Annotated in this window: 13 protein-coding genes and 1 pseudogene; 10 read left to right on the top strand and 4 right to left on the bottom strand. The window is 66.2% G+C overall.

From position 1 onward, the window contains the following. The 10 genes and pseudogenes from WU80_RS26665 to WU80_RS21020 form a co-directional block, all read left to right on the top strand. A pseudogene (locus tag WU80_RS26665) lies at positions 1 to 137 on the top strand (hypothetical protein); the annotation flags it as partial. Further along, positions 134 to 1,312 carry an MCE family protein gene (locus WU80_RS20980; protein WP_055405055.1) on the top strand — a complete coding sequence of 393 codons (1,179 nt, stop codon included), beginning with the start codon at positions 134 to 136 and terminating at the stop codon, positions 1,310 to 1,312. The pseudogene WU80_RS26665 and the gene WU80_RS20980, both read left to right, overlap by 4 nt. Further along, positions 1,309 to 2,655 carry an MCE family protein gene (locus tag WU80_RS20985; protein WP_055405054.1) on the top strand — a complete coding sequence of 449 codons (1,347 nt, stop codon included), beginning with the start codon at positions 1,309 to 1,311 and terminating at the stop codon, positions 2,653 to 2,655. The genes WU80_RS20980 and WU80_RS20985 overlap by 4 nt, the downstream gene beginning before the upstream one ends. Next, positions 2,652 to 3,779: an MCE family protein gene (locus WU80_RS20990; protein WP_055405053.1), complete on the top strand. Its 1,128-nt coding sequence runs from the start codon at positions 2,652 to 2,654 to the stop codon at positions 3,777 to 3,779. Before WU80_RS20985 ends, WU80_RS20990 begins: the two co-directional genes overlap by 4 nt. Continuing rightward, the gene (locus WU80_RS20995) at positions 3,780 to 5,258 is read left to right on the top strand and encodes an MCE family protein (RefSeq protein WP_055405052.1); all 1,479 of its coding nucleotides are present in this window, start codon (positions 3,780 to 3,782) and stop codon (positions 5,256 to 5,258) included. Between the two features lie 14 nt (positions 5,259 to 5,272). Then, positions 5,273 to 5,929 (top strand): hypothetical protein, encoded by a 657-nt coding sequence (locus WU80_RS21000; RefSeq protein ID WP_055405051.1) that lies wholly within the window; start codon positions 5,273 to 5,275, stop codon positions 5,927 to 5,929. Next, positions 5,926 to 6,555, top strand: coding sequence for a hypothetical protein (locus tag WU80_RS21005; protein ID WP_231633880.1), 630 nt, complete (start codon positions 5,926 to 5,928; stop codon positions 6,553 to 6,555). Before WU80_RS21000 ends, WU80_RS21005 begins: the two co-directional genes overlap by 4 nt. 11 nt (positions 6,556 to 6,566) lie before the next feature. After that, on the top strand, positions 6,567 to 7,061 hold the full coding sequence (locus tag WU80_RS21010; protein ID WP_055405057.1) for a CAP domain-containing protein: 495 nt from the start codon (positions 6,567 to 6,569) through the stop codon (positions 7,059 to 7,061). A 22-nt stretch (positions 7,062 to 7,083) separates the two neighbouring features. Further along, positions 7,084 to 8,802: a molybdopterin-dependent oxidoreductase gene (locus WU80_RS21015; protein ID WP_055405050.1), complete on the top strand. Its 1,719-nt coding sequence runs from the start codon at positions 7,084 to 7,086 to the stop codon at positions 8,800 to 8,802. Between the two features lie 194 nt (positions 8,803 to 8,996). Next, positions 8,997 to 11,261 (top strand): bifunctional diguanylate cyclase/phosphodiesterase, encoded by a 2,265-nt coding sequence (locus WU80_RS21020; protein ID WP_082459973.1) that lies wholly within the window; start codon positions 8,997 to 8,999, stop codon positions 11,259 to 11,261. 7 nt (positions 11,262 to 11,268) lie between these two features. Here WU80_RS21020 and WU80_RS21025 read toward each other — a convergent pair whose 3' ends face one another. The 4 genes from WU80_RS21025 to WU80_RS21040 form a co-directional block, all read right to left on the bottom strand. Next, positions 11,269 to 11,844: a rhodanese-like domain-containing protein gene (locus WU80_RS21025; RefSeq protein WP_055405048.1), complete on the bottom strand. Its 576-nt coding sequence runs from the start codon at positions 11,842 to 11,844 to the stop codon at positions 11,269 to 11,271. Positions 11,845 to 11,848: 4 nt separating this feature from the next. Then, complete coding sequence (locus WU80_RS21030; protein ID WP_055405047.1) at positions 11,849 to 13,216, bottom strand: MBL fold metallo-hydrolase; 1,368 nt, start codon at positions 13,214 to 13,216, stop codon at positions 11,849 to 11,851. Positions 13,217 to 13,496: 280 nt separating this feature from the next. Beyond that, entirely contained in the window at positions 13,497 to 13,808 is a 312-nt protein-coding gene (locus tag WU80_RS21035) for a hypothetical protein (protein WP_156349697.1), read from the bottom strand. A gap of 110 nt (positions 13,809 to 13,918) precedes the next feature. Next, positions 13,919 to 14,687 (bottom strand): sulfite reductase flavoprotein subunit alpha (locus WU80_RS21040; RefSeq protein ID WP_369808558.1); only part of this gene is annotated, 769 nt, incomplete at its 5' end.

Genomic DNA, 14,687 nt, shown 5'->3' on the forward strand with positions numbered 1-14,687 from the left:
CAGATGTGTATAAGAGACAGGGTGACTACTTCGGCTTCTACTTCTGCGAAGTTTTGATGAAAGTCAACGGAAAGGGCGGCAACCCGATCTTCATCAAGCTATTCGGCCAGCCCAGCGGGCGGTGCACGCCCCAATGACCAAGTCCAAAACCAAAGCCGGCGGGCCAAGCCCTTGGAAGATCGGCGCGATGGGTGTCTTCATCCTGGTGTGCGTGACCGTCGCGGCCTTCAAATACGACAAGCTGCCGTTCATCAAGAACACCAACGATTACGCGGCATACTTCTCGGAGGCCGGCGGCATCCGGACGGGTAACTCGGTGCGGGTTTCCGGCATGGGTGTCGGGAGGGTCACCGGCATCAAGTTGGAAGGCACAAAGGTTCGGGTCAGCTTCACCGTCCGCAACTTCATCACGTTGGGGGATCGCACAGAGGCCGCGATCAAGACCGAAACCATACTGGGCGCCAAGATGCTCGAGCTCACGTCACGTGGGGAAGGGAAGCTCTCGGGCACCATCCCGCTGGAACGGACCCACTCGCCCTACGACCTTCCCGATGCGCTCGGGGATTTGACGACCGAAATCAGCGGGCTGGACACCGCGCAGTTATCCTCTGCCTTAACCACTTTGGCGGATACCTTCAGGCAGACGCCGTCGGAGGTCAGGCCCGCGCTGGAAGGCGTGGCCCGGTTCTCCGAGACACTGAACAACCGCGACGCCCAGTTGCGCAGCTTGCTGGGGAATGCGAACAAGGTCTCGACGGTGCTGGGCCGACGCAGCCAACAGATCGCCGCTCTGGTGGCGGACTCGAATGCGCTGCTGGCCGCGCTGTTGGACGAACGCGATTCCATCGACGCGCTGATGAACAACCTCACCGCGGTGTCACACCAGGTTTCGGGGCTCGTCAACGACAACAGGACGCAGCTGAAGCCCGCCCTCGACAAGCTGAACGGCGTGCTCGAGGTCCTCGACAATCGCAAACAGGACATTCAGGCCAGCCTGCCCAAGTTCAAACGCTACGCGATGTCGTTCGGCGAATGCCTGGGCTCCGGACCGTTTTTCAAGGCCTACGTGGCGAACCTGATCCCGGGTCAGATCAGCGGGCCGACGATCGACGCCCGCATGTACAACCGGTTCCTGGACCCCGAGCAGAAGCTGCCCTCGGAGTCGGTGGACCCGCCGACCGGAACGCCCCCCGTGCCCCCGGAGCAAGCGCCGCACCCGATCTGGTCTCAGCCCCCCTCGCCGGGTCCGGCGCCAGGCCCGCCGCCTGAGCCCGAGCCGGCGCCCGCCAATGGCCAACTGGGGGGACAGTGAAGATAAGCCGCCGCGCTCTGCAACGACTGACCGCCGTCAGCCTGGTCGGCACTCTCGCCGTGGCTTCGTTCCTGGTCGGCTCGAAGCTGTGGAAGGAGGTCGAAAAGAACACTTACACGGCCTATTTCACCGAAGCCAACGGCTTGTTCGTCGGCGACGACGTGCGCATCCTCGGGGTCACGGTCGGGGTGATCGACAAGATCGAACCGCAGCCCGCCAGCTCCAAGGTGACCTTTTCGGTCGACAAGCAATACGCCATCCCCGCCAACGCCCGCGCGGCGATCCTGTCCCCTTCGCTGGTGACTTCGCGGGCCGTCCAGCTCGTTCCCGCCTATTCGGGCGGTCCCAAGTTGAGCCCCGGCGCGTCGATCCCGCTCGGCCGGACCGCCGTCCCGGTCGAATGGGATGACTTTCGCAAGCAGTTGGAGAAACTGACCGACGCGTTGCAGCCCACCTCCCCGGAGGGGGTGAATTCCCTCGGTGAATTCATCAACTCCAGCGCCGACAACGTGCGCGGTCAGGGCGACACCGCCCGCGACACCGTGATCAAGCTGTCCGCCGCGATCTCCGCACTCGGCGATCACGCCGACGACATCTTCAGCACCGTGCGCAATTTGCAGCTGCTGGTCTCGGCGCTGTCGTCCAGCAGCGACCTGCTGGCCTCGTTCAATCAGAATCTGGCCACCGTCACGACGCTGCTGACGAACACACCCAATGAAATCGCCAACGCGGTAAAGGGTCTCGACGGTGCGCTGACCGATTTGCGCGACTTTCTGGCTGAGAACCGGGAAGCCATGGGCGTTACCTTCGATCGGCTGGCCTCCGTCACGACCGCGTTGAACGACAGCCGCCAGGACATCAAGCAAATCCTGCACATCGCCCCGACGGTGTTCCAGAACTTCCTGAACATCTACCAGCCCGCTCAAAGCGCGATGACCGGCATCATCGCGCTGAACAACTTCGCCGACATCCCGCAGTGGATCTGCAGCTCGATCGAGGCGGCGTCCCGGGCCCGGCTCGACCGGGTGTCCAAGCTGTGCCTGCAGTACATCAACCCGATCATCAAAAACCGGCTGTACAACTACATTCCGGCGGGACTCAACCCGTTTGTCGGCACCCAGGCCCGCCCCAGCGAGATCACCTACAGCGAGGACTGGCTCCGGCCCGGGTATACGCCTCCGGCGCCGCCGCCCGAGGCACCCCCGCCGCCGCCCGACGCGCCGACGCCGCCGGCCGCCCAACCACCACCCACGGAAGCGCCGCCGGCACCGCCCGCCCAGAGCGGCACGGTCAACTCGACGCAAGTGTTGCGGGACCTGATGCTCCCGGCGGGCGCCTCATGAGGCGCGTGATGGTGGCGGCGCTCATCCTCGCCTGCATCGCCGCGCTCCCCGGCTGTGGCCGGAACTGGAAGGGGCTGAACTCGTTCACCCTTCCCGGCACCTCCGGCAACGGCCCCGGCGCCTACACGATCCAGGCCCAAATGCCCGATGTCGTTACGATTCAGGAGAACACCCGTGTTCGGGTCGACGACGTCAACGTCGGCAACGTCACCAAGATCCAGCTGCAGGATTGGCACGCGCTTGTCACCATGCGCATCAACGGCGATGTTCACCTGCCGGCCAACGCGACCGCCAAGCTGGGGCAGACCAGTCTGCTCGGTTCGATGCATATCGAGCTCGCGGCGCCCAAGGACGAACCGCCGGTCGGCCAACTGAAAGACGGTTCGCTCATCCCGCTGTCGCACGCGAGCATGTACCCCACCACCGAGCAGACCCTGGCTTCCGTTTCAATCCTGCTCAACGGCGGCGGAATTGGGCAGCTGCAGGAGATCACGCAGGCGATCGCGAAGGCATTCGCCGGACGCGAGAACGACATGCGCAGCCTGCTGCACCAACTCGACGAGTTCATCGCCCGGACCAATGACCAGACCGACGACATTATCGCCGCGGCCGAAAACCTCAACTCGCTGGTGGGCCAGTTCGCGGAGAAGGACCCAGTAGTCGACAAGGCATTGATGACCGTGCCGAAAGCGCTGACGGTGTTGGCCGACGAGCGCACCAAGATCGCCGACGCGATCGACCAACTCGGCAAGTTCAGCGCCATCGCGGCCGATACCGTGCGCCAGAGCAAGGAATCTCTAGTCAACAACCTGCGCAATATCGCGCCGGTCCTGCGCTCACTCGCCGACGCGGGACCGGCCTTGACCAAAGGGCTGGATGGCTTGGTGGCCTATCCGTGGCCGGCGTCGACCGCGAGGAATTGGTTCCGCGGCGACTACGCCAACCTCACGCTGATCGTCGACCTCACCTTGAGCCGCCTCGACACCGGGTTCTTCACCGGCTCGCGATGGGAGGGCAACCTCACCCAGCTCGAGCTGCAATGGGGGCGCACCATCGGCATGCAGCCCAGCCCGGCGACCGCGGGCAACCCGCTGACCTACCCATATCACTTCGGGGGGTACTGAGTGCTGCGTCTGAACCGCCGAACCTGGATCCAGTTGGCGATCCTGTCCCTGGTGACGGTCCTGTCCTGTGGGGCAATGGCGTTCAATTACATGAAGCTGCCCGAAACCCTCTTGGGGATCGGGGAGTACGTCGTCACCGTCGACCTGCCCGAGTCGGGCGGGCTCTACCAGACCTCAGTGGTTACCTACCGCGGCACCGACATCGGTCAGGTCAAGTCGGTCGATGTGACCGCAACGGGGGTCCGTGCGGTGCTCGCCATCAGGTCCGGCGTCAAGGTGCCCGCCGACGTCCAGGCGTCGGTGCACAGCCGCTCGGCCGTCGGCGAGCAATACATCGAGCTCACCCCCCAGCCCGGTAAGGACGGCGATCACGGCAGGGAGCTGCGAGCGGGCGATGTCATTCCCGCCGGCCGAGTCGACGTGCCCGTCGACATCGGACACCTGCTCGATGTGACCAACCGTGCGCTGCAGGCGATTCCGCGTGACAACCTGCGTACGGTCATCGACGAGACGGATCGCGCGGTCGGTGGCCTCGGGCCTGAGCTGTCCCGGATTGTCGACGGCTCCGCCGCTTTGGCAATTGCCGGCGGGCACACCACCGGACCGCTCGCGTCGTTGATTGACCAGACCCCTCCGGTGCTCGACTCGCAGATCCAAACGTCGGATTCGATCGCCCGGTGGGCCAGTCGAACCGCGGCGATCACCGCCCAGTTCAAGGCGCAGGACGCCGCCTTGCGGGATCTGTTGACGCAGGGCACATCCGGGGTGGAGGAAACTCGGGCGCTGTTCGATCGGGTGTCGCCGGCGCTGCCCGTGCTGTTCGCCAACCTGGTGAGCCTGGGTGACATCGCCGTCGTCTACCGGCACGACATCGAACAACTTCTGGTGCTGTTCCCGCAGGGCATCGCGGCCATGGCCGCGATCGTCGTGCCGAGCTCGAACACCAAACAGGAGTACCGGGGCGCCCAACTGGACTTCAACCTCAACATCAACCTGCCACCGCCGTGCACCACGGGGTACCTGCCGCCGACCCAGCGCCGGTCGCCGGCGAACGTCGACGCGCCCGACCGCCCCGCCGCGGACTTGTTCTGCCGCGTGCCGCAGGATTCGGAGTTCAACGTCCGCGGGGTCCGCAACATCCCATGTGAGAGTAAGCCGTGGAAACGCGCCCCTACGGTCGAATTGTGCGATAGCGACGAAGAATACGTGCCGCTCAACGACGGCTACAACTGGAAGGGCGACCCGAACGCCACCTATACCGGACAGGGCGTACCGATGTATCCCCCCGGACAAGACCCGCGGCTCCCACCGCCGCGGGGCACCGCGCCACCGGCGCCCGCGCCGCCACCGCTCGCGGTCGCCACGTACGACCCGGCCAACGGTGAATATATCGGGCCGGACGGGCGCCGCTACACCGAATCCGACCTGGCCCACCCGCGTGCCAAGAACTGGCAGTCACTTCTAGTGCCGCCGGCCTAAGCAAAAGGAGCAAGATGGCTGAAGATGCTGAGAAGCACGAAACCAATGATCTCGCTGAGGAATTCGGCGAATCGACAGCGGCCGACGACGCCGATGTCGCCGAACAGGCCAGCGAGGCTGACGACAGCGCTGAGGACCAAGCGGATGCGAAGAACCGGCTCGCGCGAATCCGGCACCGGGTGACCCCGCGGCTATCGCGCACCGGGCAGGCGTTGGTGGCCGGCGCCCTCGTCGTGACGGTGCTGGCGGGATTGACCGGTTGGCTTGGCTTCCGGGCCTACCAGAAGCACGAGGCACAAGCACAGCGCGACCTGTTCGTGCAGGTGGCGCGTCAGGGTGCGGTGAACCTCACCACCATCAACTACACGGAGGTCGACGCCGACGTGCAGCGCATCATCGATCTGGCCACCGGAGCCTTCCGTGAGGACTTCGAGCAACGGTCCAAGCCGTTCATCGAGGTCGTCAAGGCGGCGCAATCGAAATCGGAAGGCACCGTGACCGACGCCGGCCTGGAGTCGCAGCGCGGCGACGCGGCCCAGGTCCTGGTCGCGGTCGCGGTGAAGTCGCGGACCGCCGCGGGCGAGGAGGCGCCTCGGGAGTGGCGAATGCGGATCGAGGTCCGGTCAGTCGGTGACGACGCCAAGGTGTCGAACGTGGTGTTCGTGCCATGACGACGTTGAGTGAAACCCAAATGCACGACGAGGAACTGGTCGACGCCGACGCCGACGGCTCCGCGACGCCCGAGGAATCGGATGCCGTCGACATCGAGGAGGGCTCTGACGACGAGCCCGGCACCACGCGGGCAAGGCCACCGATCGCGTGGTCCCGCGTTGTCGCGTACGCGGTGCTGCCCGCCTTGGCGTTGCTGCTGGCGCTCGGCGCGGGCTACTTCAAGTGGGTGGTGGCCTCGTCCGACGACCTCGCGCGAGTGCGAGCGGAATCGGTGCGGGCCGCGAGCGAAGACGCCGTCGCCCTGCTTTCGTACAAGGCGGATTCGGTGGAAAAGGATCTGGCCGCCGCACGCGAGCGACTGACCGGAGACTTCAAGGACGCCTACACGGAGCTCACCCGCCAGGTGGTCATACCGGGGGCCAAGGAAAAGCACATCAGCGCGGTCGCCAAGGTCAGTGCCGGCGCGCCCGTTTCCGTGACGGCTAACCACGCCGTGGTCTTGCTGTATGTCAATCAGACCGTCACGATCGGGGAGGGCGCTCCCACCGACACCCAGCCGGTTATCCGGGTGGTGTTGGAGAAGGTCAACGGCCGATGGCTGGTTTCGCATTTCGACCCGGTGTGAGCGGAGTGGTCATGATCGGATGGGTACGCGCGCTACCCGCGGCGGTGCTCCTCGCTGCGCCGGCGCTGCTGGCGCCCGCAAGCGCGCATGCCGACAACAAGCGGCTCAACAGCGCGGTCGTCTCCGCCGTCTACACGTTGCAGCACCAGGCCGGCTGCACCAACGATGTGATCCGCGACAACGCGCTCACGCTGGCCGCCCAATGGCACGCCGACGACATGATGAACAACCGAAACATCAACGACGACATCGGTTCCGACGGGTCGACGCCGCAGGACCGGGCCAACGCCGCCGGGTTCCGCGGCAAGGCGTCCGAGACGATCGCGATCAACCCGGCCATCGCCATCAGCAGCCTGGAGTTGGTCAACCAGTGGTTCTACAACCCCGACGACATGGCGATCATCCGCGACTGCGCCAACAGCTCGATGGGGGTGTGGTCGGAGAACAGCATGGACCGGACCGTCGTCGTGGCCATGTACGGGCAGCCGGCCCCGCGCATTCGGTGACAGCTCTGGAAGAAGGTTCCCGATGATGATCAAGCCACAGGGCACGGAGCTCGTCGAGGCCTCGCCACGCCTGACCATCGGCCAGCTCGCCGAATTGCGGGGCCTGGACCCGCAATTGCAGCTGTTGGATGTCCGCGGCGCCGACGAGACGATGCGGGGCATCATCCCCGGCGCGCGAGAGATTCCGTTGCCGAACCTGACGGGTTCGCTTTCCGCCTTGGATCCGACGGCCCCGGTGGTGGTCTACTGCGCCAGCGGCCCGCGATCGATGGTGGCCGCGGGCGTGCTCCGGGCTTCGGGATTCGACGACGTCGCGAACCTGGTCGGTGGCTTCGAAGCCTGGCAAGCCGCCGGGTTCCCGATCGCGATTGGCGATGAGATCGTCTCGGACACACCGCAGGTCGGCCCCCGGGCGGCCAAAGCGTTGGTCGACGCGGGCGCGCTGCTGCTCGACGTGCGGGAGCCGGAGGAATGGTGTACCGAGCACGCGCCGGCCGCAATGCTCCTGCCGGTCGCGCGCGTGCGCACTCGAGAAGATGAACTGCCTCGCGACCGCCGCATCGTCGTGGTATGCCGCTCGGGGGGACGGTCCGCAGCCGTGACGGCGTTGTTGCGTCGCTCTGGCTTCGATGCGGTGAACCTGGCGGGCGGCATGTGCGCGTGGGCCGCCGCCGGGTTACCGATCGTAAGCCATGGCGCCGAGCCCGGATTGGTCGTGCACCGCGAGGATCCGCTCAATTGCGAGACGTCGCTCCCCGCGCTGGTCGGGGGTGTTGTGATGCCCACCGCCCACTTCTACGTTCGCAACCACTTCCCGACGCCGGTGCTGGATCCGCAGCTGTATCAGTTGACGGTCACCGGGTTGGTTGAGCGGCCCCTGTGCCTTTCCCTGCACGATCTCCACAACTTGCCGAGACAGTCACTGCTCGCGACGCTGGAATGCGCCGGCAACGGTCGCGCCCACTTCGATCCGCCGGTCGACGGTGAGCAATGGCAATCCGGGGCGGCGAGCACCGCTGAATGGACCGGCGTCCCGCTGGTTGATGTCCTGAACAGGGCGGGACTGTCCGCGGGCGCCCACGATGTCGTGTTCCGCGGCGCCGACTCGGGTCCGGTGGACGGCGCGACGGCGCCGGTGCGGTTCGAGCGCGCCTTGTCGGTGCGGGACGCCCGCGACTCCGGCGCGCTCGTCGCCTATGCGATGAACGGTGAACCGCTGCCGTTGCAGCATGGTCGTCCCGTGCGGTTGATCGTGCCCGGCTGGTATTCGGTCGCTTCAGTCAAGTGGCTGACCGAGATCGATGTCATCGACCACGCTTTCGAGGCCTTCTTCCAAACGCAGCGATATCACTACGAGTGGGAACGCGACGGCGGCATCATCCGGGAACCGATCCGCCTGCAACGCGTCCGTGCGTTGATCGTCCAGCCTGCCGACGGTGCCCCGGTGACCGCAGGGGATATCGTCGTTCGCGGCGTGGCCTGGTCGGGCGCGGCACCCATCGACCGGGTGGACGTGCGCGTCGGCGACGGTCCGTGGCAGGCCGCCCGACTCGTCGGGGAGCGCCGTCGACACAGCTGGCAGTGGTGGGAGTTGTTCACGCACTGCGAACTTCGCGGGTCGACGACACTGCGGGCCCGGGCGACCGACGAGGCGGGCAACACGCAACCCGAGCGACCCGAATGGAATCGGTTCGGCTATGGCGGCAACGCGATCCAGGCCGTCGCCGTCGAGGTGCAGTGAGACGCGCAGGTCGGCGCCGGTGGCGTTCACGGCCACGCGCTCAACCCAACCTGATCGTCCCGCACCGTCGGTGATCGGCCACCCCGGGCGTTTGCCGGCGTAAGCGATAACGGCCCGCGGCCTTGCCCTGTTCTGTCAAGATCGACAGGTCATATCGGGGGATTGGGGGCGCGTTGCGTTTTTTGAGCCCCCGCATGTGTTTCGGGCTGTCTGCCCTCGTCCTTGCCGCGGCGGCATTCAACGCGCTCGGGCTGTGGGGACTGCAACCGGCGCTGCGGGTGCAGTTCGTTCTCGAAGCGACGTTGTGCGTGGTGGCGCTGCTCGCGGGGTTGCTCGTCGTTCGGCGGGTGACCGGGCCGGCGCGGTGGTGGCGGGTGATCCTGCTGGTGGCCATCGCCGTTTTCCTCACCGCTGAGGCCCTGTCGCAGCGGGTCCGTACAGCTGGTAGCGGCGCGACCGCGCCGCCGTCGGCGATCGCCGGCTATTTCGTTGCCGGGCTGCTGTTCGCCGTCGCGATGCTGGTGCTGGTGGGGTCCGCCGTTCGCGGGCAGGCGCGAACGTGGCTGCTTGGCCGGCAGAGCCTCATCACCGCGGGCCTCGATGGAATGTTGGCGGCGCTGGCGTTCTTCCACCTGGTCTACGTCGCCCGGTTGGGGGCCATGCACGGCGCCGCGCTGCCGCGGTCGACCAACACCGCGGTCGTTGCCGGCATCGCGGCAGTCGAACTCGTCGTGGTCGTGAGCGCCGTTTTGGTGGCGATGTGGTATCCGCCGTATCTGCCTTACCGCGTGAATTACATGCTGCTCGCCGCCGCGGTGATCACCCTGACGTCATCGGATCGGCTGCTGGCCTACCTGCGTAGCGTCGCCGTGGCCCAGCTCGACTTGTGGGTCGGCACCGGCTTCGTCATCGCTCCGCTGTTCATCGCGTTGAGCGTGCTGGATTTCCCGCCGCGGGCGCGTCCCGCGCACGACGAAGAACAGCCGACGAACTGGGCGCAGCTCATCCTGCCCTACGTGGGTTTCATGGGCAGCACGGCGCTCATCAGCTTCCACCAGCTCATCGGACAACGGGTCGACCCCGTCTTCATCGGCACTTACGTCGCGATGGCCCTGCTCGTCGCGACCCGGTACCTAGTGGCGATGCGCGTGCAGCGGATGCTCACCGAACAGCTCATCGACACCAAACGCCGCCTCGCCTATCAGGCTTACCACGACCCGTTGACCGACTTGCCCAATCGATTGTTGTTGGCGCAACGGCTCGACGACGCGATCCGCGACGGGCCGTTCGTGCTGATCTTCGTCGACATCGACGATTTCAAAGAGGTCAACGACCGATTCGGACACGCCGCCGGCGACGAACTCCTTTGCGCGATCAGCGCGCGGCTGCGGAGTTGCCTCCGTGCCGACGACACGCTGGCTCGTATCGGCGGTGACGAGTTCGCCATCCTCATCACGGGTGTCATGCAGGCGCCCGAACTCGTCGCCGACCAGCTGCGGGTAGCGCTTCGCAGCCCGTTCTCGGTGCACGGCACGTCGGTGCGGGTGCGCGCCAGCATGGGCCTGGTCAGTCCCGGCGGTGACGGCCTGCCTCCGACCTCCGACGATCTGCTCAGGCAGGCCGACACCTCGATGTACACCGGCAAGCGGTTGGGCAAGGACACCGCGGTGGTGTACCGGCCGGCGTTCAGCGTGTCCGAAGATTTTCCGACGGCGCTCCGGCAGGCCAAAGGCGGTGTCCCCGAAGGGTTTCGGCTGAAATTTCAGCCCATCGTCAAGCTCCCGGAGGGAACGCCGGTGGCGGTCGAGGCGCTTGCCCGCTGGACCACACCCAGCGGCATACAGATTGCTCCCCAGACCTTCGTCTCTTTGGCCGAGGCCCATGGCATGGGGGCAGAATTCGATGCCGTGGTACTCGACCGGGCCTGCAAGCAAATCCAATCGTCCGGCCTCGACTTGGACATTCACATCAACATCGGCGCGGCACGGTTGGGCAGCGTGGACTTTGAACGGGTCATCAGCCGCACGCTTTCCCGGTATGGGCTGGAGCCGCGACGAGTCGTCGTGGAGATCACGGAGACGGTCCCCATCGTGGACCTCGCCGATGCGGCGGTGGCCATCAGACGCTTGAACGACCTGGGGATCAGAGTGGCCTTGGACGATTTCGGCGGGGGCTACAACTCGTTGACGTACTTGCACTCGTTGCCGGTGCAGATGGTGAAACTCGACCGCGGGCTGGCTACGGGTGTCGAGCCCGGACGGAACCTGACGCTGTATCGCTCAGTGATCGGCCTCTGTGAAGCCCTCGGCCTGACCGTCATTGCCGAAGGAATCGAAACCTCCGAGCAGGCCGAGACGGTGTGCGCGGCCGGGTGCGGCCTGGCGCAGGGCCATCTGTTCGGTCGGGCCGGCGAGCTGAGGGACATCGGTGCGCTTCGACCGGACAGTCATCGTCTTTAGACCCGGGTCACCGGTCGAGCTGCGACAGCACCGTGGTCACGTCGGAGGCCGCCCCGCGGTTGTAAGGCAGTTTGGACAGCGCCGTGGCCATGGCGCAGGTGTTGCTCAGAGCGGCGTATGTCAAGCCACCGCCGATGGCGGCCGCCACCCACTTGAGCCGTGGGACCGCGACGCTGCCGAGGATGGACGACAGGACCACGGACCCGGCGACGAGGCGGACCTGACGCTCCAGCTCCCATCGTTGCGCGCCCTGGTCTACCTCGTAACCCTTGCCCTCCCAGTCGGTGATGCCGTTTTCGAGCACCCGCCCGCTGTCGAGCCCGGCGTTGCGCAGCAGCGCTTGAGCCTTCGTCGAGCGTTGCCCCGAACGGCACACCAACACGACGTCGTCGTCGCGCAGACGCTGGGCGACCTCGGCGCCGTGCCGCTCGAGCACGTCGAGCGGCACATTGAGGGACCCCGCGATGTGTGCGGTCTCGAATTCCGCCGGGGTCCGAACATCAACGACGCGTGGTGATTTGGGCGACTCGATCAGCTTCCGCAGCTCGATCGAGCTGATCGCGTCGGTAGTCGGTGCGTTCATGGTTTTACTCCCGGTGCTGATCGGTGTCAGGGGTGGTTATCCCGAGCTTTTCGGCGTTGCCGTAGTCGTCGTCGACGAGCACGACGTCACGGTGCTCGCGGTCGAGGAGCGCGGCGGCGATCGATGCTCGGTAGCCGCTCGCGCAGTGGATCCATGCTTGGCGCTCGTGCGGAAGCTCGTCGAGGCGTTCTGGCAGTTCGTGCAAGGCGATATTGATCGCGTCGCGCACGTGGCCGCCGGCGAACTCGCCGGCTTGGCGAACATCAAGGACCAGGACGCGCGCATCGTCGAGCGCGTCGACCAGCTCCTCGAAGTCCGCGACACGGTAGCTCCGCGGCTCAATTCCGTCGGCGAGAGCGCGAATGTCACCGGTGGCGCTGCCGGTCAGCCGGTCGATTCCGATGCGGGACAGTTCGCGCTGGGCGTCGGCAACCTGTTGCGCGTCCTCACCGATCAAGGTCAACGGCGCGCCCCAGGCGTAAAGCCAGCCGAAGTAGTTGACGAAGGAGCCGGACAGCTCGAACCCGTAGCTGCCCGCCAGATGTCCGGCCGCGAACGCGGTTCGATTGCGCAAATCGACGACCCATTGCCCGTCGTCGATGCGGGCGCGTAGTTCGCCGGGGTCCACCGGTTGGGGAGGGGACAGGTCCGGTGCCCGGGGACCTTCCCTGTTGATCACGCCCATGTGCGCGTAGTACGCGGGGTAGGCCGCCAGTTCGGCCAGCAGCTCGTCGACGTAGTCCTGCTCGTCCTGGGTCAACGCCGGGTTCGTTTGGCGCTCGTCGCCGATCGTGGACTCGTCGCCGTCGGTGGGAGCGGCCGAACAAAAGCTGCCGAAGCCGTGCGTGGGGTAGACGGCCGTCGTCGCGGGCAGTGCGTCGGCGATTCGGCGGACCGAATGGTATTGCAGCCGAGCCAGTTCCGCGGCGTGCTCCGCACCGGCCAGATCGGTCCGTCCGGTGCTGCCGAACAGCATGGAGCCTCCCGTGAACACCCCGACGGGCTGGCCGGAATGGTCGCGGAGCGCGTAGCTGACGTGGTGATGTGTGTGTCCGGGGGTGAACAGAACCTCGAGATGGAGCGCTCCGGTGTCGATCCGATCGCCGTCGCGGACGGGGTGGTGTTCAAAGTTGAGATCCTCGCCGGCGGGGAGGACGTAATGGGCGCCGGTCGCTTCCGCGAGTGCCAGGCCGCCGGTCACGTAGTCGTTGTGGATGTGGGTCTCCAACACGTGCGTGATGCGCAGGTCGCCGGCAAGCTCCAGCACCCGGTCGATGTCCCGTTGAGGGTCGATGACTACCGCAACCTCACCGTCGCTCACCAGATAGCTGCGGTCGCCCAACCCCGAGGTTTCGATAATTGACACGTCCACCATCGATTTCCCACACCGCTCTTGTCGCGCACGCCGACCCCGACTTCTTCAACGTAACGGCCAGCAAACCGCCGCGGCCTAGCTGCGACGGCTTGGTCCCGGGCTACCGGTTGACAGTCAGGAACTCGGGATGTCCACTGCGGTGGGAAGTGACCGCCGTTCAGCAGCCCACGAAACGCAAACCGCGGCGATCGGTTCCGGCAAACTACCCGGCCAACAGATGCGGGGCGGATTGCAACCCCGATGATTTCTATTGCCGGACCCGCGAGCCCCGAGGTGACTACCGACCGGGCGTCGAGTCGGCGTCGTCCTGCACCCCGCGTCGACCGTCGGCCGCGGATTCGCAGGCGCACCATTGACCCCTGTCCTGCATGCGCCGCCGAAGCTGGGTGCCGCGTTTGCGCATCAGGTGCTGGGCGTAGACCTTGTCGCGCTGTTGGGGTGAGAACGCGAAGTCCAGGTTGATCGGCAACCCGGCCCAATCAACCCGGTCGCCGAGCTGGTCGTCTTCTGCGGCGCGCCGCAGCCGGCACTGCAGCGGGCAGATGGCCCGCGCGGTGTCCTCGATGGGCCCCTCGAAATCCAGAGCCACGCCTACGTCCCTCCTCGGAGCAACCAATTGAGTGAATGGTGCAGCGAGGTTGTTTCAGCGGCAGGCGCGTGATGTTTCCGGATTATTACGAGTCGGGCGACACCGGCGGCCTAGTAGACGTCACGGTGATAGCGCTTGTCGGCGCTCAACGACCGGACGTAATCCTTGGCGGCGTCGGGATCGAGATTGCCGTGTTCGGCCGCGATATCGCAGAGCGCGCGGTCGACGTCCTTGGCCATGGGGTCGGCCGTGCCGCAGACGTAGAGTTGCGCGCCGTCCTGCAGCCAGCGCCACAGCTGGGCGCCGCGCTGACGCATCAGGTGCTGGACGTAGACCTTCTGCCGCTGGTCGCGGGAAAAGGCGAGGTCCAACTCGGTGAGGAACCCGTCGGTGCGCATCTGCTCGAGCTCGTCGCGGTAGTAGAAGTCGGTCGCGGCGTGCTGCTCACCGAAGAACAGCCAGTTTCCTCCGGTGTGGCCCAGCGCCCGCCGCTCCTGCAGAAAAGCGCGGAAGGGCGCGATCCCGGTGCCCGGGCCGATCATCACCATCGGCGTCTCCGAATCCCGGGGAGGCCGAAAGTTGCTCGACGGCTGCAGGTAGACGGCCACCCGATCGCCGGGGGAGCGGTCGGCGAGGTAGGTCGAACACACCCCGCGGCGCGGGACGCCCTGGAAGTTGTAGCGCACCGGTGAGACCGTCAGGTGAACCTCTCCCGGGCACGCTTTGGGGCTCGACGAGATCGAGTACAGCCGCGGCTGAAGGCGTTTGAGGACCCGCAACCACTCGTGGGCCGACGCCCAGACGGGCAGCTCGGCCAGCAGATCGATGGACTGCCGCCCCCACGACCAATCCGCCAGCTGTCTCTTATACACATCTCCG

The organism is Mycobacterium sp. UM_11 (genome assembly GCF_001414075.1).
GTDB lineage: Bacteria > Actinomycetota > Actinomycetes > Mycobacteriales > Mycobacteriaceae > Mycobacterium.